The sequence below is a fragment of the Paracoccus sp. (in: a-proteobacteria) genome (assembly GCF_032007265.1).
Classification (GTDB): Bacteria; Pseudomonadota; Alphaproteobacteria; order Rhodobacterales; family Rhodobacteraceae; genus Paracoccus.
In genome coordinates this window covers 1-18,427 of record NZ_DALZMB010000018.1, presented here as the reverse complement: position 1 = coordinate 18,427, position 18,427 = coordinate 1, and the positions used below count along the sequence as shown (strand labels likewise).

16 protein-coding genes are annotated in these 18,427 nt (G+C 61.9%); 9 read left to right on the top strand and 7 right to left on the bottom strand.

Features of this window, described 5'->3' with window-relative positions; translation table 11 throughout:
• Positions 1 to 27: 27 nt before the first annotated feature.
• Positions 28 to 1,536, bottom strand: a complete 1,509-nt coding sequence (locus RTS12_RS05900) for a catalase (RefSeq protein ID WP_312526417.1) — start codon at positions 1,534 to 1,536, stop codon at positions 28 to 30.
• A 103-nt stretch (positions 1,537 to 1,639) separates the two neighbouring features.
• Here RTS12_RS05900 and RTS12_RS05895 point away from each other — a divergent pair, with 103 nt between their 5' ends.
• Complete coding sequence (locus tag RTS12_RS05895) at positions 1,640 to 2,590, top strand: hydrogen peroxide-inducible genes activator (protein ID WP_312526415.1); 951 nt, start codon at positions 1,640 to 1,642, stop codon at positions 2,588 to 2,590.
• 90 nt (positions 2,591 to 2,680) lie between these two features.
• On the opposite strand, the gene RTS12_RS05890 is transcribed toward RTS12_RS05895, so the two are convergent.
• From RTS12_RS05890 to RTS12_RS05875, 4 genes are all read right to left on the bottom strand, one after another.
• Complete coding sequence (locus tag RTS12_RS05890) at positions 2,681 to 3,547, bottom strand: TonB C-terminal domain-containing protein (RefSeq protein ID WP_312526413.1); 867 nt, start codon at positions 3,545 to 3,547, stop codon at positions 2,681 to 2,683.
• Entirely contained in the window at positions 3,544 to 4,056 is a 513-nt protein-coding gene (exbD, locus tag RTS12_RS05885; protein WP_312526412.1) for a TonB system transport protein ExbD, read from the bottom strand. The genes RTS12_RS05890 and exbD overlap by 4 nt, the downstream gene beginning before the upstream one ends.
• A gap of 1 nt (position 4,057) precedes the next feature.
• A complete protein-coding gene (exbB, locus tag RTS12_RS05880) occupies positions 4,058 to 5,422 on the bottom strand; it encodes a tonB-system energizer ExbB (RefSeq protein ID WP_312526410.1) in 1,365 nt (454 codons plus the stop codon).
• A 393-nt stretch (positions 5,423 to 5,815) separates the two neighbouring features.
• Entirely contained in the window at positions 5,816 to 7,870 is a 2,055-nt protein-coding gene (locus RTS12_RS05875) for a TonB-dependent receptor domain-containing protein (RefSeq protein WP_312526408.1), read from the bottom strand.
• A gap of 145 nt (positions 7,871 to 8,015) precedes the next feature.
• Here RTS12_RS05875 and RTS12_RS05870 point away from each other — a divergent pair, with 145 nt between their 5' ends.
• Genes RTS12_RS05870 through RTS12_RS05855 form a run of 4 tightly spaced genes read left to right on the top strand, consistent with a single transcriptional unit; the run spans position 8,016 to position 11,777 of the window.
• Complete coding sequence (locus RTS12_RS05870; RefSeq protein ID WP_312526406.1) at positions 8,016 to 9,056, top strand: ChuX/HutX family heme-like substrate-binding protein; 1,041 nt, start codon at positions 8,016 to 8,018, stop codon at positions 9,054 to 9,056.
• Positions 9,053 to 9,937 carry an ABC transporter substrate-binding protein gene (locus tag RTS12_RS05865; protein ID WP_312526404.1) on the top strand — a complete coding sequence of 295 codons (885 nt, stop codon included), beginning with the start codon at positions 9,053 to 9,055 and terminating at the stop codon, positions 9,935 to 9,937. Before RTS12_RS05870 ends, RTS12_RS05865 begins: the two co-directional genes overlap by 4 nt.
• Positions 9,937 to 11,007: an iron ABC transporter permease gene (locus RTS12_RS05860; protein ID WP_312526402.1), complete on the top strand. Its 1,071-nt coding sequence runs from the start codon at positions 9,937 to 9,939 to the stop codon at positions 11,005 to 11,007. The genes RTS12_RS05865 and RTS12_RS05860 overlap by 1 nt, the downstream gene beginning before the upstream one ends.
• Positions 11,004 to 11,777: a heme ABC transporter ATP-binding protein gene (locus RTS12_RS05855; protein ID WP_312526400.1), complete on the top strand. Its 774-nt coding sequence runs from the start codon at positions 11,004 to 11,006 to the stop codon at positions 11,775 to 11,777. The genes RTS12_RS05860 and RTS12_RS05855 overlap by 4 nt, the downstream gene beginning before the upstream one ends.
• Positions 11,778 to 11,849: 72 nt before the next feature.
• Here the strand turns inward: RTS12_RS05855 and RTS12_RS05850 are convergent, their stop codons facing one another.
• A complete protein-coding gene (locus RTS12_RS05850; RefSeq protein WP_312526398.1) occupies positions 11,850 to 13,019 on the bottom strand; it encodes an aminotransferase class V-fold PLP-dependent enzyme in 1,170 nt (389 codons plus the stop codon).
• A 519-nt stretch (positions 13,020 to 13,538) separates the two neighbouring features.
• Here RTS12_RS05850 and RTS12_RS05845 point away from each other — a divergent pair.
• Genes RTS12_RS05845 through dinB form a run of 3 tightly spaced genes read left to right on the top strand, consistent with a single transcriptional unit; the run spans position 13,539 to position 17,108 of the window.
• Positions 13,539 to 15,275 carry an ABC transporter transmembrane domain-containing protein gene (locus RTS12_RS05845; protein WP_312526396.1) on the top strand — a complete coding sequence of 579 codons (1,737 nt, stop codon included), beginning with the start codon at positions 13,539 to 13,541 and terminating at the stop codon, positions 15,273 to 15,275.
• Between the two features lie 7 nt (positions 15,276 to 15,282).
• Entirely contained in the window at positions 15,283 to 16,002 is a 720-nt protein-coding gene (locus RTS12_RS05840; RefSeq protein WP_312526394.1) for a folate-binding protein, read from the top strand.
• Positions 15,999 to 17,108, top strand: coding sequence for a DNA polymerase IV (dinB, locus tag RTS12_RS05835; RefSeq protein ID WP_312526392.1), 1,110 nt, complete (start codon positions 15,999 to 16,001; stop codon positions 17,106 to 17,108). The genes RTS12_RS05840 and dinB overlap by 4 nt, the downstream gene beginning before the upstream one ends.
• 24 nt (positions 17,109 to 17,132) lie before the next feature.
• On the opposite strand, the gene RTS12_RS05830 is transcribed toward dinB, so the two are convergent.
• Complete coding sequence (locus tag RTS12_RS05830; protein ID WP_312526390.1) at positions 17,133 to 18,110, bottom strand: tellurite resistance TerB family protein; 978 nt, start codon at positions 18,108 to 18,110, stop codon at positions 17,133 to 17,135.
• Positions 18,111 to 18,324: 214 nt separating this feature from the next.
• Between RTS12_RS05830 and RTS12_RS05825 the strand changes: the two genes are divergently transcribed.
• The coding region (locus RTS12_RS05825) for a GTP-binding protein (protein WP_312526472.1) at positions 18,325 to 18,427 on the top strand (103 nt) is incomplete at its 3' end.

Genomic DNA, 18,427 nt, shown 5'->3' with positions numbered 1-18,427 from the left:
GCGGGCGATGGTGTCGCCCGCGTTTGATCACAGGATCTGGGGGTTCGGATCGGGAACGGTGATCGTGGGTTTGTAGCGACCCTCGGCCTTGATCTTGTCCCAAGCGCGGCGCACGCCCGCGCCATATTCGGGATGAACCTTGGTGAATTCCGAGATGGCCCGCTCGCAGATCACCTCGGGGACGGTCTCCCACATGCCAGCAATATTGCCGAACATGCGCTCTTTTTCGTCATCCTCCAGGACACGGACAAACAGTTCGCGCACCTGGCTGTAATCGTCATGGCCGTCACGGTGGTCATAGCGCGTCGCATCGCCCGAGATGCGCAGCGGCGGCTCTTGTGCGCTGCGATCGGCAAGCGGACCGTTGAACGAGTTCGGCTCGTAATAGGCGTCCGGATGTCCCGATTGCAGACCGCCCATGACGTTCATCTGGCCGTCGCGGTGGTAGTGATGGACCGGGCATTTCGGCTGGTTCACCGGGATCTGTTCGTAATGCGTGCCAAGGCGGTGGCGATGGGCATCGGCATAGCTGAACAGCCGCGCCTGCAACATGCGATCGGGCGAATAAGAGATGCCCGGCACGATGTTTGAGGGCGAGAAGGCCGCAGTTTCGATCTCGGCGAAATAGTTGTCGGGGTTCCGGTTCAGCTCGAAATGGCCGATCTCGATCGGCGGGTAATCGGCATGAGGCCAAACCTTGGTCAGATCGAAGGGGTTATAGGGCGTCTTTTCAGCGTCCATTTCGGGCATGATCTGAACCTGAACCGTCCAGCGCGGGAAGCGACCCTCTTCGATGGCGCCGAACAATGCCTCTTGATAGCCCTCGCGGGTGCGGGCGATGATCTGATCGCCTTCGGCATTGGTGTAATGGGCATGGCCCTGCTGGGTCTTGAAGTGGAACTTGACCCAGTAACGCTCTCCGGCATCGTTCCAGAAGCTATAGGTATGGCTGCCATAGCCATTCATATGCATCGGATCGATCGGCAAACCGCGGTCGGACATCAGGATCGTGACCTGATGCAGCGATTCCGGCGACAGCGACCAGAAATCCCACATTGCCGTGGTCGAACGCATATGGGTGCGCGGGTGGCGCTTTTGGGTGTGGATGAAATCCGGGAATTTCAGCGGATCGCGGACAAAAAACACCGGGGTGTTATTGCCAACAAGATCCCAATTGCCCTCGGAGGTGTAGAATTTCAGGGCAAAACCGCGCACGTCGCGCTCGTGGTCTGCCGCGCCCATCTCGCCGGCCACGGTCGAGAAGCGGGCCAGCATCGGGGTCTGTGCGCCCGGCTGTAGCGCCGCCGCCTTGGTATATTTCGACAAATCGCCCGTGATGGTCAGAACGCCATGCGCGCCCCAGCCTTTGGCATGAACCGTGCGCTCGGGAATGCGCTCACGGTTCTGGTGGGCCAGCTTTTCCAGCAGTTGGTAATCTTGCAGCAGGACCGGGCCACGGGGGCCTGCGGTGATGCTGTCTTGATTGTTGGGCCAAGGGGCGCCCGCGCTGGTCGTCAGAGTTTTACGGTCGGTCACGTGGTTTCCTTCTGGGACATTCCTGGAGGCTGTGACGCTAGATTGCAGTGGCGCGAACTGAATTAAAAGTTGTTATTTGCAATGTTGGTGATAAGTAAAGGTTATGAATTTTACACTGCGCCAGATTACTTACTTTCTTGCGGTTGCCCGGTTTGGAAACTTCCGACTGGCCGCCGAGAGCGTCAATGTTTCGCAACCGGGACTGTCCAGCCAGATCGCCCAGCTCGAGGATCGTCTTGGCGCCGAGCTATTCGTGCGCGCGCCCGGGGCCGGGGGGGTAGTGCTGACCAAGTTGGGCAGCGAATTGCTGCCCCATGCGCGCAATCTGATCGAATCGGCCGAACGGTTTCAGGCGGCGGCTCTGTCGCCACGCCGCCCGCTTTCGGGGCCGTTGCGGCTGGGAATCATTCCGACGGTCGCGCCCTATCTGATTCCGCAACTGATCCCACGCCTGCGCCAGGATTATCCCGAAGTTTTGCTTGAGCTGCACGAAACCACGACCGATGAGTTGCTCGAGGAAATCGCCATGCAGCGTCTGGATGTCGGTATCGTGGCTTTGCCCATTGCGGGTCAGGGCCTTAGCGTCGAGCCGGTCTTGCGCGATGATTTCCTGATCGCTTTGGCCGAAGATGACACCACCTATCTGGTCGGCCCCGCGCAACCCGAGATGATCGAGGTGGATCGGCTGCTTCTGCTGGCGGATGGGCATTGTCTGCGCGATCAGGCGCTAGAGATTTGCGGTCGCCGCGAAGCGCGTCGCAAGGTCAATCTTGAGGCGACCTCGATGGCGACATTGATGCGGATGGTCGCGGCAGGCATGGGCACCACGCTGATCCCGACCTTGGCTTTGGCCGATGAAAATCGGGATGGGCGGCTTCGGATCGTGCCGTTTTCCGCGCCCGTGCCGTCGCGCAATCTGGCCGTTGTGCGGCGCAAAGGTGGCCCGGCCGAGGCAGATGCCACGGCGCTTGCCCGCATCATTCGCCAGCTTGCCCCGGCACTTGGCGTCGCTGCTTTGCCCGAACCCACAAGCAAGCCGCGCCCTGCGCTTTAGCTACACAAAAGAAAGGGCCTGCGGCTGGAAATAGCGCAGGCCCCTTTTCTGATGCCGTCCGTGGCCAGGATCACCAGCCCGGCTTGGCATTTATTGCAAGCTGATGCGCACCGGAATGCTAAGCGGGCGAGAGGTGCCTGACGGGTGGGGCGGCAGATTGGGCATGCGCGCGGCCTGACGGCTGATCGCGGCATCAATGGTCGGATTGCCGGTCGAGCTGGCAATGCGCATGCCCGAGGCCTGACCGCCCGGCGTCAAGGTAAAGACCAAGGTGGCCGTCACATTGCCCCGCGCATTGCCAACACGGGTGCGGCGCATGTGGCGTGCGACCGCGCTGTTGATCTTGCTTTCCCAAGTCGCGATCTGACGCGGATTGCTGGTCGTGCCTCTGGCGACATTCGGGGCGGCGGTACGCTCGGCCTGAGGGGCCTGCACCTGAGTCGTGCGGCGGCTTTCCGTCGAGGGCTGGGCCTTGTTCTCGCGCTTTTTCGGCTCGTCTTTTTTCTTGTCGATCTTCTTTTCGACGATTTTTTTGATCGGCTCCTCGCGCTGCGGCTCTTCGCGCTCGGGGCGCTTGGGCGGCAGTTCCGAGCGTTCCAGCACGACAGCATCCTGCGCCGCGATCAGGGTCGACATATCCGGTAGCGGCTCAAGATCGGGCAGGGGCGGCGGCGTGAAATCCGAGATCTCGGCTTCTTCGGGCTCTTCCTCGGGCTCGGGCTCTGGATCGTCGTTAAGCGATTCCTTTTGGTCCACCTGTTCAAGCTGGGCCAAAGGGGCCGCAGCCATCGGCATCGGCGCAAGATCGACGTAAACCGCTTCGGGCAGGCCCGCGACCTGCGCGGCCTCAGCGCGGTTCATCAGCCATACCGCCCCGGCGACATGAGCGGCCAGAACGACTGCGCCCGCAGTCCCCCAAGCCGCGCTGTCGCGCAACCATCCCGCTGATGCGCTCATGGTGCCACCCCTTGACTTGCCTGTCCTGCCACAGCCCCCGGTGTCGCCGCATCCGTTGCCGGCGCGATTGCGCCCGTGGCTGCGGTTTCCAACCCGACCAATGCGATCTTCAGATAGCCTGCCTGGCGCAGCTCGTTCATCACTTCCATCAGATCACCGTAAGGCACGACCTTGTCCGCGCGCAAAAAGATGCGCTGATCGCGCGCCCCGCCAGTCGCGATGTCCAACGCCTGCTGCAAGCCCTCGCGCGGCACCGGATCGTTGCCCAGATTGACCGTCAGATCGGGCTGGACCGTCACATAAAGCGGCTTGTCGGGGCGTTGCGCCGGGGTTGCGTTCGAAATCGGCAGGTCGATATTGACATCCACCGTGGCCAAAGGCGCTGCGACCATAAAGATGATCAGCAACACAAGCATGACATCGATAAAGGGCGTCACGTTGATTTCGTGGTTTTCGACCAGATCATCGCCGCCGCCGTGGCCATGTCCTTCGCGGATGCCGCCTGCCATGTCAGTTCTCCGTGCGGAAATCGAGATCTCGGCTGACCAGACGCTGCACCCCTGCCGAAGCATTGGCAAGACGCAGGCGATAGCCGGTGATCGCGCGGGCAAAGACGTTGTAGATCACCACCGCTGGAATTGCGGCAACCAGACCGATCGCGGTGGCCAGCAGGGCCTCGGCGATACCGGGGGCGACAATGGCAAGGTTGGTGGTCTGTGATTCCGAAATCGAGATGAAGCTGTTCATAATGCCCCAAACCGTGCCGAACAGGCCGACAAAGGGCGCGGTCGAGCCGATGGTGGCAAGCACGCCGGTTCCACGGGCGATGCGGCGGCTGGCATTTGCCTCGATTTGTGACAGGATCGAGCCGACGCGGTCCTTGGTGCCTTCGTCGCCTGCACGGTCCAGCGCGGGGGCGGAACGCTGATATTCCTCCATTGCGGCGCGAACCATCCGCGAGGCCGGATCATTGCGCTTGCCGGTGGCCGTGACGGCTTCGGACAGCGAAGAGGCCGCATCGATGCGCCGACGCGCGCGCAGAGCGTTACTTGAGGCGCGGCCCAGCTCAAGAAGCTTTACCACCAGCACAGTCCAGGTCGCGACCGAGGCAAAGGCCAGACCGATCATCACGGCTTTGACCACGATATCGGCGGCCATGAACATGCCGATGGGGGACAGGTCATGCGGCAGGTTCGGGTCGCGCGGTGTCTGGCTTAGGACAGGGGCCAAGACGCGCTGCACCGCATCCGGCAGAAGCGAGTCTGCATTCGGGGCAAAGGGAACCTCTTGGGGTTCTGTCACAGCTTCAGTTGTGGTGGCCGGGGCCACGGCGGCACCATCGGCTGCGACCCCCGCCGCGGCCGGATTGGCGGCAGAATCGGGTGTCGCGGGTTGCGGGGCCGCAGAAGGAGTGGCCCCATCGGCACCGGTCGCGCTTGGAGCCCCGTTCGGGTCAGTGCTTGTGGCGCCCGTCGCGGCCGGGATGGGCTGGGCCGCAGGCGCTTGTGCGCCAGATTGCGGGGCGGCATCATTTTGCGTCGTTGCGGCATCGGCGCGGGGCGCTTCGGGCGTCGTGCTTGATGTCGTGCCAGAGGGGGCAACAGCGGCTCCGGTTCCCGCCTGATCGGTTTGAGCAGGTTGCGCGGGCGTTGCCGGTGCATCGGTTGCAGGCGCGCTGATGGAGGGTTCAGTGATGGCGGGGGCAGTGATGACGGGCGCGCCGACAGCGGGGGCGCTGGCACTGGGGGCTGTCGCTGCAGGCGCGGCTTCTTGTGCCATCAACGGGCTGGCCAGCAGCATGCAAGCAAATGACAGGCCGGCGATTGCTGAGGCCTGAGCCTTGGACCGTGCAAGCGACTTTGGCTGATCGGGCATAGGCTTTCTTATTCCTCTTGGCAGATCCGGGACTTGGCTCCCGGCAGGTTCACACAGCACCGCAGTGGCAGGCAAAGCGACGCTGGATTCGCGGCTCGGCGGCAATATGTGGCTTTTTACGTCTATCTTTGTAAAATTGTCAACTATTAGGCCAGAGTGTTTCTGTATACTATTCAGGCCATTCCAGCGCGACTTGCCCCACCATTTTCGGCCATTCTGTCCGTGCAAAACAGCTCACGCAAGCCGTGTAACGGCCCCCAAGAGGGGGCGAGAATGCGGTGCAATAAATGCCAGCGACATGCCAAAGGCCGCCCCTTGCGAGGGCGGCCTTTCACCGAATGATAAGGGCCAATGTCGTTGGCCAGCGCCAGGCGTGACGCCTGATCCCAAGATTTAGAACGCGCGCGAGACCGCAAGTTTGAAGTTGCGCCCTGGTGCCGGACCGCTGACCCAAGTGGCGGGGGTATAGTCGCGGTCGGTCAGGTTATCGACGCCCATGTGAACCTCGATCCCTTTTGCCGCGCCATCCTGCGGGGTCCAGGTGGCAAAGACGTCATGCACGCCATAGCCTCCGCGATGCGCACCCGACGGCTTGTCGCGCCCGTCAGCCAAGGTCGAGCGCAGGCCCAGTTTCCAGTCATCATTGGCACGCCAATTGACCGACAGGGTCACGCGGTTATTGGGCAGGCTGTCCAGATCGGCCCCATCTTGATCCACACCGTTCACGACCGAAAAAGCGGCCCCCAGCTCCCATGCGCCGGTCAGATAGCTTGCCTCTAGCTCGCCACCGCGCAGATAGGCGCGATCGATGTTGGTATAGTAAGAGCTAGGCCCACCGCCGCCTTCGCGCACGATCATGTCGTCGATATGGTTGCGGAACAGGGTCAGTTTCATCACCGCCTCGTCGCCGTCGCGGATCAGCGATTCACCACGATACGAGGTGCCAATCTCGACGTTCTTGCCCTTTTCGTCCTTCAGATTGGGGTTGGGGGCCATGCCCATCGACCCGTCATAAAGTTCGTCGACATTGGGCATGCGGTTAACGAAAGCAAGCGAACCAAAGACCGCCCATTGATCGTTCAGGCGATAGATCGCGGCGATTTGCGGCTCGACGGCCTTGAAGCTGTGGCGATCTGCGTCAAAGCTGACGGTGCCTTTGGGCTCGGTGCGTTGACGCTCGTAGCGCAGACCAGAGTTCACGCTGAGATCGCCCCAGGTCACCTGCGACAATGCATAGGCCGACCAGGTCCGGGTCATCGCCTCGGGATGCGAGGCCGAGGTCACGCTTGAGCTGCGGTCTTGCTTGGACAGCTCGACCCCGGTGGTCAGGAAATGCTCGTAGGTCTCGCCCGACAGATCGGCGACGTTGTTCAGCCTCAACTTCCACAAAGCATAATCGCGACGGCCCAGCAGCGACGCCATGATCGGCTCGGACGGGTCGTCACCTTGGCGAATATCCTTGACCGTATTCGAATAAGACAGCGTGGCGGTCATATCGATGTAGCGGTTATCGGCGGGATTCCATCCCCAGACCAGACGGGCGGTCTGATCGCGCGTGGTGATGTCGCCCACGCCCCAACCCGGAAAACCAGGATAGAAAACGCCAACTTGCGCCCCTTCCAGCTGGTTGAAGTCCTGATTGTCGCCTTTGGCCTCAAGGTGCTGATAAGAAAAGGCAACATAGTGATCGCCCAGGGTCTTTTTTGCCTTCAGCAACAGGTTCGGCGTATCAGAATTCGAGCGCACCGTGACATTGCCATCGGCGTCTTTGGTGTCGCCCAGCTTGCGATAGGCGAAGGCGGCCAAGGCCTCGAAATCTTCGGTCGGGCGCCAGCCATATGCGATCGAGCCAAATTGCGTGTTGGGGTTAGAGGCATAACCCAGCTTGGCCCGCCCGCCCGAGGTGGCGCCTTCGGCGATCAGATCCCCTGCCTCGATCGTCTCCATCGCGATCACGCCACCTAGCGCACCCGAGCCGTAAAGCGTCGATGAGCCGGGGCCACGCAGAACCTCGACCTGGCGCAGGAAGTCTGGCTCGACGAAGAGAGAGCCCTGACGATATGATTCGTAGTACTTCTTTTCGCCGTCGATCAGCTGAACGATCCCGGCCTCAGATGCGGCCAAGGACGAAGCGCCAAAGCCGCGGATGTTGAAGCCCTGGCCAAAAAAGCTGCCCGAGCCGACGCCCGCAACCCCGGGAACCGTGGCCAGAATCTCGCCGATATGGATCGGGTCGATCTCGTCGATCTGTTCGCTCCCAACCACGGAAACCGATTGCGGCACATCCGAGGCAACCTTGGGTTTTCCTGCCCGGATCACGACCGGATCCAGCACGAATACCGCTTTATCATCGGCAGAAACGGCGGCGGGCTCTTGTGCCAGAACGGGCATGGCAATCAGCCCAGAGGCGCTGGCCAGCAGGGCCGCGCGGATTGTCTTTGAAATCATTGTCCCTACTCAGCGAAGAGGTGTTCGGCTGGCAGGTGTGCTGGCTGTCTTGCGTCCGATAGGAATTCTGAGTAAAATTGTCAAGCACACAGCCACGATGCAAATCCCCGCCAGTGCTCTGCGACTAGCCACATGAGGGAAGACGATGACGCAATATACTGCGGTCGAACTGCGCAAGCTGAAATCTGAAGATACCGGCCGTCCTTTTGATCTTGCTGCCAAGCTGGATGTGCCCGAAGCCGCGTTGGTCGCGGCCGAGGTGGGGCATGGCACCACGCGCATCGAAGCCGCGCCGGGACGCCTGATTCCGGCAATTCATTCCCTGGGCGAGGTCATGGCTTTGACCCGTAACCGCTCGTGCGTCATAGAAAAGATCGGCACCTACAACAACTTTCACGACGGTGATCATGCGGCAATGACGCTGGATCCCGAGATTGATCTGCGGTTTTTTCCGCGCCAGTTTGTCCACGCCATGGCCGTCGAAACCCAAACCGAAAAGGGCACGCGCCGCTCGGTCCAGGTTTTCGATGCGGCAGGTGATGCGGTTCACAAAATCCACTTGCGCGAAAATTCGGATCTGGATGCTTGGGAAGCGCTGAAGCGCGATCTGGCGCTGCAAGACCAATCCGATGAGATCACTTTTACCCCGCGCGCTGCAGTCGATGCACCCAAGGCTGCGCTGGATAAGGTCGATGAGCTGCGCCGTGAATGGCAGGCAATGACCGATACCCATCAGTTCAACGGGCTGATGCGCAGCCTGAAGATGAATCGACTGGGCGCCTATCGGATCGCTGGCACGCCTTTGGCGCGCCCGCTGGCGATCGAGGCCGTGCCCCAGCTTTTCGATCAGGTGCTGGCCTCGGGGACGCAGGTGATGTTCTTTGTGGGCAACATGGGCTGTATCGAGATCCACTCGGGCCCGATTTTGTCGGTGAAGCCGATGGGGCCTTGGATCAACGTCATGGATCCGCGGTTCAACCTGCATCTGCGCGGCGATCACGTGGCCGAGGTTTGGCTGGTCGAAAAGCCCACCAAGCGCGGCCCGGCCATTTCCGTCGAGGCTTTTGACGAAGCCGGTGCCTTGATCTTCCAATGCTTTGGCATGCGCGAGGAAAAGGGCGGGGATGCAGCGGCATGGGCCAATCTGGCCCGCAATCTGCCGCAATTGGCAGAGGCTGCGGAATGATCCGCGCGGCGCTCGCGGCCATGATCTTGGCCGCGCCCGCCGCATCGGCGATGGCCGAAAGCTATCCCGAAGCGAAGAAAGTGCTGTCGATTGGCGGCACATTGACCGAAATCGTCTATGCTTTGGGCGAGGAAGGCCGGCTGGTGGGGCGTGACACGACCTCGAGCTATCCAGCGGCGGCCTTGGCCTTGCCCGATGTCGGCTATGTCCGTGCCTTGTCGCCTGAAGGGGTGCTGTCGGTCGGTCCCGATCTGATCATTGCCGATCAAGGCGCAGGCCCGCCCGAGGCGCTTTCGGTTCTCAAGGGGGCAAATATCCCCTTTGTCGAAGTGCCTGATACCTACTCGGCCGAGGGCATTGTCACCAAGATCACGCTGGTCGCCGATGCACTTGGCGTTCCCGATAAAGGGGCGGCGCTTGCGGGCAAGGTACGCACGGATCTGTCTGACATCGCAGATCTGGGCGCAAAGGTTGAGGCCCCGAAAAAGGTGATGTTCATCCTGTCCTTGCAGGGCGGCCGCATCATGGCGGGCGGAGAAGGCACCGCAGCTGATGCAATCATCTCGCTTGCCGGGGGCACCAATGCCTTGCAAGGGATTTCGGGCTATAAGCCAATCACCGATGAAGCCGTCACCGCCGCGCAGCCCGATGTCATCTTGATGATGGATCGTGGGGCGGCGGATGCCGATGCGGCCGCCAATGGCAGCTCGGACCATGCGCAGGCAAGCCAGAATGCGCTTGATCTGGCGGCGATCAAGACCACTCCGGCGGGTCAAAATGGCGCGGTGGTCTTTATGGACGGGCTTTTGCTTTTGGGCTTTGGTCCGCGCACCGCCGAGGCCGCGCGGGAATTGCATCACGCGATTTACAAGGCCGAGTGATGGTGGCGATCTGTCCTGAAACGCTGCGGCTGGATGGCGATCGTAGCCATCGGGCCCGGCTGGTTTGTCTGGCCCTGATCGTGATCTTGATCGGGGCGGGGTTGTTTTCCTTGGGTTGGGGCGCATCGGGAACCTCGGTGACGCGGTTTTTGGGTGATCTGCTGGCCGGTCGCGAGATTGCCGCGCAAGATCGCATCATCATCTTGGATATCCGACTGCCCCGCCTGATCATGGGCGTGCTGGTCGGCGCGGCTTTGGCCGTGTCGGGCGCGGTGATGCAGGGGCTGTTTCGCAACCCCCTGGCTGATCCGGGGCTGGTGGGCGTCAGTGCCGGGGCCTCGCTTGGGGCGATTTCGGCGATTGTCTTGGCCGGATTATTGCCGGTCAGCATTGCCGGATTTTTCGGCTGGTATCTGGTTCCGGTCGCGGCCTTTGTCGGCGGTTGGGCCAGTATGATGGTGCTATATCGCATCGCGACCCGCAGCGGGCGGACCTCGATCGCTACGATGCTGCTGGCCGGGATCGTGCTGGGGGCGTTGACCGGGGCGATCTCGGGGGTGCTGGTCTATATGGCTGATGACCGTCAATTGCGTGACCTGACATTCTGGGGTCTTGGCTCATTGGCGGGTTCGAATTGGCTTAAGGTCATGGCAGCGGCCCCCGTCATCTGCGGGGCGCTGGCATTTGCGCCAATGCTGTCGCGCGGGCTGAATGCGCTGGCATTGGGCGAGGCCGCCGCCGCGCATACCGGCATCCGCGTTCAGCGGGTCAAGAACCTGGCGATTGTGACGGTTTCAGCGGCCACAGGGGCGGCGGTTGCGGCCTCGGGCGGGATCGGTTTTGTCGGCATTGTCGTGCCGCATCTTTTGCGCCTGGCCACGGGACCAGATCACCGCTGGTTGCTGGTCAATGCCGGGTTGATGGGGGCAACCATGCTGATTTTGGCAGATGTGATCAGCCGCACGATCATCGCCCCGGCCGAGCTGCCGATCGGCATCATCACCGCCATTCTGGGCGGGCCGATCTTTTTGTGGATCTTGCTGCGTAATCGCGGGGTGATTGACCTATGAGCCTGATTGCCAAGGATATCCATCTGTCTCTGGGTCGCAAAGAGATCCTGCGCGGGATCGATTTTCGCGCCCAAGCCGGACAGTTCACTGCAATCGTCGGCCCCAACGGCTCGGGCAAGACGACGCTTTTGCGTGCGCTTACCGGCGAGTTGCGGCCCAAGGGCCAGATTTCGCTGAATGGCCATGCCATTGCCACGACCGCGCCCGAAAGAATGGCTCAAATCAGGGGTGTCCTGCCGCAGGCCACGGTTCTGTCCTTTCCCTTTACCGTGGCCGAGGTCGTGCGGCTGGGCCATGACGCGCGCGGTGCGGCGGCGGATGCGCTGATCCTGGCGGCGCTGGACCGGGTCGATCTGGCGGGCTTTGCCGGGCGCTATTACCAGCAGCTTTCTGGTGGCGAGCAGCAGCGCGTGCAGCTGGCGCGGGTTCTGGTGCAGGTATGGCAGCCTGTGGGCGATGATGGCCCACGCTGGCTGTTTCTGGACGAGCCGGTCAGCAGTCTGGACATTGCCCATCAATTGACAGTCATGCGATTGGCCGCCGATTACGCCAAACGTGGCGGCGGCGTTGTGGCGGTCATGCATGATTTGAACCTGACCGCGATGTTTGCCGATAGCATTGCGCTTTTGGCCGCGGGGCAGGTGGTCGTGCAAGGTCGTCCGGACGAGGTTTTGACCAACCACAGCCTGTCGGCGGCCTATGGTTGCACGCTTGCGGTGAATACGCTGCCCAAGCAGGGGATCTGGATTTTGCCTCATGCTGCCGCCTGAAGCGGGGTCAGGGGTGGTGCGCATCAGATCGCGCCCACCCCTGATCTTGTCGGCTGGCGGATGATGCGCCCGTCAGGCGCGTAGGGCGATGACGCGTGCCGCGGCCTCGATCGCGCCCGGGCCATGGGGAATGGCGAGGGCAATCATCCCGGCCTCGATGACGGCAAGGCTGCCCAGAACTTGATGGGCCGAACAATGGCCCATATGCGCCAGTCGTAAGGCATTGGCCGGATCTGCGGCCCCCAAGCCGACACCCAGAACCAACCCGGCCTTGTCTGCACACCATGCGCGCAACTGATCTGCCCCCGGCACGGTCGCTGCGGTCACCGAGCGTGCGCGCGCGTCCGGGTCAGCCACCGTCAGCGCGATGCCAGAGCCTTGTGACCAAGCCTCGAAAGCGGCCCATACGGCTTGGGCAAGCCCCTCGTGGCGGGCCCAGGCGGCATCCAGCCCCTCGTCGTCCAGCAACATAGCTAGGGCCTCGATCGCGCCATAGATATGTTGGACCGGGGGTGTGCCATCCCAGAATTGCCAAAGCTGTGTCGCCTCGGCGCGGGGGTGCCAGTTCCAATAGGGGGTGGTCAGGTCAGTCGGACCCAGCGCCTTGGCACGGTCGGAAAACCAGACGAATGCCATGCCCGGAGGCAGCATCAGCCCCTTTTGGCTTGCGGAAACCAGGACATCCACGCCCCAGTCGTCCATGTGCATGACCTCGCAGCCAAGCGAGGCAATGGCGTCGACCGCCACAAGCGCGGGATGGCTGCCCATCGCGGATTTGAGCGCGGCGATATCTGCGCGCACCGAGCTGGCCGTGTCGATCTGACAGACCATGACCGCTTTGATCCGGTGATCAAGATCCTGTGCCAGACGTTCGCTGAGGCGTGTGGGGCAGGGGGCATGGGGGCCAAAATCCATCGTCTCGACCTCGAGGCCCATGGCGCGGGCGGCTTGTGCCCAGCCCTGCCCGAACTGGCCCGAAGTCAGCACCAGGACCTGATCGGCGCGCTGGAACAGGTTGGCGATCGCGGCCTCCCATCCGGCGTGACCATTGCCGATATAGGCTGCAAGGTGGGCTTGGGTGCCCGCCAGTCGCTTGAGCTGGCCCATCATATGCAGATTCAGGCGGGCAAGTTCATCCGAATAGATATCGGGCGAAGGTCGCGCCATGGCGCGGCTGACACGGTCAGGCAGGGGAGAGGGACCGGGAATGGCGACAACCGGACGACCTTGGGCGAAACTCATTGCATCAACGCCTTGATTTGGAATGCCCTAGCGGTAAGCCCTGCGGCGGCTTGCGGTCAATCACCAAGCCACAGTTGGCGCCTTAGGTGGATCAAAAAGTGCAGGTCTATGGCGGGCAGGTGCCAGTATGAGAGAGTGGGGCTGCGGCATGACTGGCGGTGCTGCGGCGGGCCGCCCTGTATCAAGATCAAGGCTTTGACCATGGGGACGGGGCTGGTCTGATGCGGGCTGGCAGGCAGGCTTGATAGATCGCGCGACACAAGCAAAGCGTGATCGAGAGGGCAGCCCCGCATATCCTTGCGCACCCAAGGGCTATCTGACCCGGTTGCAAGGCCCATCGTTCACAGATGCGGCAGCATGGTTTGCAGGCCAGTTTTTTGGGTATTTGGGTGATGAAGAACGCGCAAGGCACCGATTGCAGGCGGGGGCTGCTGTGGGGCGGGCGATCTGCCAGCTTGCCCCCTGAGGCTGCGACAAGTATCCCTGAGGTTTGATACGACTTTACCGGCAAGGATCAGGATGCAGGGCAGGGCTAAGCGCAGGGCCGGACTTTTTGGCCGGATGTGGCAAGATTACCTTAGGCCCTATTGGGCGCGCATTGGGCTGGCGCTGCTGTTTCTGATCGTCGAAGGTTCGACGCTTGGCCTGTTGAGCTGGCTTCTTAAGCCTTTGTTCGACAAGGTTTTTGTGGGCGGGCAGACCTCGGCGATCTGGTGGGTCGGGGGCGCGATTTTCGCGCTGTTCATGGTCCGGGCCGTGACCTATGTCATTAACCGCAGCTTGATGACCTCGGTGTCGCTGTCGGTCTCGTCGCAGATCCAGAAGGATATGATGGATCACATCATGACGCTGGACGGGGACTTTTTCCAAGCGCATCCGCCGGGCGCGCTGATCGAGCGCATTCAGGGTGACAGCCAGGCCGTGCAGGGGGTCTGGTCGACCTTCATTTCAGGGATGGGGCGCGACATTGTTTCGCTGGTCTCGCTTTTCGCGGTGGCGATTACGATTGATCCGGGCTGGACGGTCACGGCGCTGATCGGTGCGCCGCTTCTGGTGCTGCCGATGATTCTGGTCCAGCGCTATATCCGGCGCAAGATGCGGCAAAACCGCCAGATCGCCAGCCAGCGAACCACCCGTATCGACGAGGTTTTGCACGGCATTCATGCGGTCAAGTTGAACCGGATGGAGGCATATCAATCCGCGCGCTTCTCGAGCATCGTCGATTCGATCCGCAAGGGTCAGATCAAGATGTCGGCGATTGGTGCGATCATTCCCGCGCTGGTCGATATTGTGACCGGGATCGGCTTTGTCGGCGTCTTGGCGCTGGGGGGCACGGAGGTGACCGAGGGCACGCGCTCGATCGGTGATTTCATGTCGTTTTTCACCGCGATCGCGCTGGCGTTTCAGCCCTTGCGTCGCCTGGGTGGGCTGGCAGGCACGTGGCAGACCGCGGCGGCTTCGCTGGAGCGGATCTATGATGTGCTGGATCTGCGTCCCAAGATCGTCTCGGGGGGACGTAGCGAGGCACCGCCCTCGACCCGGATCGAGCTGCGCGATGTTCATTTGAGCTATGATGGCCATCCGGTGCTGAACGGGCTGAGCTTTACGGCGGAAGCAGGGCAGACCACCGCTTTGGTCGGACCGTCGGGTGCGGGCAAATCGACCGTGTTCAACCTGCTGACCCGCATGATCGACCCGGCTTCGGGGCAGGTTTTGTTGGGCGGGCTGCCGGTTTCGGATTACGATCTGAATGTGCTGCGCGATCAATATTCGACCGTCAGCCAGGATGCGGCCCTGTTTGACGAGACGTTGCGCGAGAACATCCTGCTGGGACAGATTGCTCAAGAGGATGCGTTGCGGCGCGCGGTTGATGCGGCGCATGTTGCCGATTTTGCCGATGTTTTGCCCATGGGCCTGGATACGGCAGCCGGGCCGCGCGGATCTGCCTTGTCGGGGGGACAGCGCCAGCGAGTGGCGATTGCGCGTGCGATTTTGCGCGATGCCCCGATCTTGCTGCTGGATGAGGCGACTTCGGCGCTGGATGCGGCCTCGGAGCGGCTGGTGCAGCAGGCATTGGACACGCTGTCGGTCGGGCGCACGACGCTGGTGATTGCGCATCGTCTGTCGACCATTCGCCAAGCAGATAAGATCGTCGTGATCGAGGCGGGCAGGGTTGTCGAGGAGGGGACGCACGACCAGCTAATGGCCAAGGGCGGTGCCTATGCGGCGCTGGTCCGGCTGCAATTCGGGAAGTGAGGCAATGATGCGACGGATGATTTCGGTCACTGGACCGGACCGGATCGAGTTTCTTCAGGGTTTGGTCAGCAATGATGTATCGCGCGCGCCGATCTGGGCGGCGATGCTGACGCCGCAGGGCAAGTATCTGGTGGATTTCCTGATCGTGCCGCAGGGCGAGGCTTTGGTTGTGGATGTCGATGCCCGACTGGCGGATGATCTGTTGCGCAGGCTGTCGATGTACAAGCTGCGCTCTAAGGTCGATCTAGCCATAATGGACTTGAATGTTACACGTGGAACGGGACCGGCCCCCGAGGGGGCGATTGCCGATCCACGCCATGCGGCCCTTGGTTGGCGGCTTTATGGTGCGGCGGCCGGCGATGACGGCACGGATTTCGACGCGATCCGCGTGGCCCATATCATTCCAGAGACGCTGATCGAGCTGATCCCGAACGAGACCTTTATCCTTGAGGCGGGCTTTGACCGTCTGAACGGGGTCGATTTTCGCAAGGGCTGCTATGTCGGCCAAGAGGTCACTGCGCGGATGCGCCACAAGACCGAATTGCGCAAAGGCTTGGTCAATGTCGGGATCGAGGGTGCTGCTTCGCCGGGCACTCCCATTCTAATGGCGGACGGACGCGAGGCGGGCACGCTTTACACCCAATCCAAAGATCGGGCGATTGCCTATATGCGCTTTGACCGCATGGTCGAGGGGCTGACCGCTGCCGGGGCCAAGATCCTGCCGTGAGCGTGGCGCCTTCCGATGATACGCCCGCGCGTATCCGTCGGATCGTCCATGTCGATATGGATGCGTTTTACGCATCGGTCGAGCAGCGAGACAACCCAGAGTTGCGCGGAAAGCCAGTTGCAGTTGGGGGCATCCAGCGCGGGGTGGTGGCCGCTGCCAGCTACGAGGCGCGCCGTTTCGGCGTGCGCTCGGCCATCCCCTCCAGCCGGGCGTTGCGGCTCTGCCCCGAGATTATTTTTGTCAAACCCCGCTTCGAGATCTATCGTGCCATCAGCCAGCAGATCCGGGCAATTTTCGCGGAATATACGGATCTGATCGAGCCCTTGTCGCTGGACGAGGCCTATCTGGATCTGACCGACAGGTTGAACGGGCGTACCGCCACCCGGATCGCGCAAGAGATCCGCTCGCGTATCCTGGCGCAAACGGGACTGACGGCTTCGGCGGGGGTAAGCTATAACAAGTTTCTGGCGAAAATGGCCTCGGATCAGCGCAAACCGGATGGGCTTTTCGTCATTCCCCCCGAAGCAGGCGAGGAATTTGTCGCACGGCTGCCGATTGGTAAATTCCACGGCATCGGCCCTGCGACCGCCGCCCGGATGGAAGAGCATGGTATTCGCACCGGGGCCGATCTGCGACGTCAATCGCTTGAGTTTCTGACCGCACGTTTCGGAAAATCCGGCAATTATTATTGGAACATCGCCCGTGGTGTCGATCTGCGCGAGGTTCGCCCCGATCGGGTTCGAAAATCGATTGGGGCCGAGACGACCTTCTTGACCGATTTGCGCGACCTGGCCGAGGCGCGCGAGGAATTGCGCCCCTTGGCCGAAAAGGTTTGGCGACATTGCGAAAAGACCCAGATCCGGGGGCGCACGGTCACGCTCAAGGTCAAATACGGTGATTTTCGCCAGATCACCCGCGCGCGTTCAATCCCGCATACCGTGCATGATGCCCAGGAAATGCTGCTGATCGCGCAGGATCTGCTTGGCCCGGTCTTTGTCGATCCGCATGGGGTGCGGCTGTTGGGTGTCACTTTGTCCGCATTAGAGGGCGCGACCCTTCGGGAGGACGAAGAGCCGCGCCAGCTAGGCCTTTTTGATCAGGGCTAGACCCGATCCAAGCTGGCCTTGGGGTCAGGCGTACAGATTCTGTACGCCCACCTTTTCGTGGATCTCATTTACCTGCGCCTGATCCAGTTTCAGTGCCTGCGCCAGCGCATGAAGATAGCGCGCCTCGGCCTCATTGTCGAAATCGATGGCCATAAGCGACATCAGATAGACCTGCGGACCAAGGCCCGCGGGGGTTTCACTGGCCAAAGCCGCAGGATCGACCGGGGCCGCCATCTGATCGCGGATAAAGCTGCGCTCAGCATCGTCCAGCTCGCCCACCTCAGCCAAAAGGCGCTGCTTTTCAGCGTCATCGATCTTGCCATCCGATTTGGCAGCCTGGATCATTGCCTTCAGCAAAAGGCCTGCGACGGCGTTTTGTTCCGGGGTCGGCGGCACGCTTGGCTCGGCACCCGTCGAGATGGATTCGTTAAAGACCTCGCCGAAGGTTGCATCACTATGGGGCTGCGAATCCTTATGGGCCAGACCGTCGGTCGGGCCGGATTGGGCACCGCGGCCCCCCAAAAGGCCACCCAGCACACCGCCCAGACCGCCCGTCATCGCGCCGCCCAGAATATCGCCAAGTCCGCCTTGCGTGCTGCGTCCCGGACCCGCCGAACTGGGGTTGCCTGCGGAGGGGCCGTTGCTTGCACCGCGCGTAATCTGGTCGAACAACCCGCCAAGGCCACCGCTTGCGCCGCTTGAGTTGGGCCCGCCATAGCGCCGACCCGTTCCAGCGCCACCGGCGCCTGCGCCGCCGCCCAGAACCTGACCCAGAATGTCGCCCAGACCGCCACCCGAGCGCCCGGTTTGCGCGCCGGTGCCGCTGGGGGTGTTGTTGCCCAGCAGGTCGCCCAGAATGCCGCCGCCGGTCTGACGGCTGCGCCCGGCCGAGGCGCTGCCCGTTTCGGCGGGCCGGTTTTGGGCATTGCGCATGACAGTGCCGATTCCCTTGGCAAGGACCACCCCTGCGGCCACGCGGGCGAGTGTTTTAACGAGGCTCATACGACTTTCCTCCTGCGGGTCGTGCTGGCCGGGCATCAAGACGAGGCCCGGTTTCAATCCCGCAAAGCAACGTCACTGAGGCATCCGGGTTCCTATCTCAGCAGAAGGCTAGGCAAAGGCCTGCCGACCCTTGATTTTTATCCTTGGCGCTTATAAGTCGCGGCGGATGATTCATGGGGGCCAGGCTGCTTTGGTCCCCCGATAGGAGGCCATGATGGCAAAGGCAAAGTTTGAACGTAACAAACCGCACGTCAACATCGGCACGATTGGCCACGTTGACCACGGCAAGACCACTCTGACGGCTGCGATCACGCGCT

Coding starts and splice junctions, on each gene's coding strand:
- RTS12_RS05895 (WP_312526415.1), top strand. CDS start 1,640: ATGAATTTTACACTGCGCCAGATTACTTACTTTCTTGCGGTTGCCCGG.
- RTS12_RS05890 (WP_312526413.1), bottom strand. CDS start 3,547: ATGAGCGCATCAGCGGGATGGTTGCGCGACAGCGCGGCTTGGGGGACT.
- exbD (WP_312526412.1), bottom strand. CDS start 4,056: ATGGCAGGCGGCATCCGCGAAGGACATGGCCACGGCGGCGGCGATGAT.
- exbB (WP_312526410.1), bottom strand. CDS start 5,422: ATGCCCGATCAGCCAAAGTCGCTTGCACGGTCCAAGGCTCAGGCCTCA.
- RTS12_RS05875 (WP_312526408.1), bottom strand. CDS start 7,870: ATGATTTCAAAGACAATCCGCGCGGCCCTGCTGGCCAGCGCCTCTGGG.
- RTS12_RS05870 (WP_312526406.1), top strand. CDS start 8,016: ATGACGCAATATACTGCGGTCGAACTGCGCAAGCTGAAATCTGAAGAT.
- RTS12_RS05865 (WP_312526404.1), top strand. CDS start 9,053: ATGATCCGCGCGGCGCTCGCGGCCATGATCTTGGCCGCGCCCGCCGCA.
- RTS12_RS05860 (WP_312526402.1), top strand. CDS start 9,937: ATGGTGGCGATCTGTCCTGAAACGCTGCGGCTGGATGGCGATCGTAGC.
- RTS12_RS05855 (WP_312526400.1), top strand. CDS start 11,004: ATGAGCCTGATTGCCAAGGATATCCATCTGTCTCTGGGTCGCAAAGAG.
- RTS12_RS05850 (WP_312526398.1), bottom strand. CDS start 13,019: ATGAGTTTCGCCCAAGGTCGTCCGGTTGTCGCCATTCCCGGTCCCTCT.
- RTS12_RS05845 (WP_312526396.1), top strand. CDS start 13,539: ATGCAGGGCAGGGCTAAGCGCAGGGCCGGACTTTTTGGCCGGATGTGG.
- RTS12_RS05840 (WP_312526394.1), top strand. CDS start 15,283: ATGCGACGGATGATTTCGGTCACTGGACCGGACCGGATCGAGTTTCTT.
- RTS12_RS05830 (WP_312526390.1), bottom strand. CDS start 18,110: ATGAGCCTCGTTAAAACACTCGCCCGCGTGGCCGCAGGGGTGGTCCTT.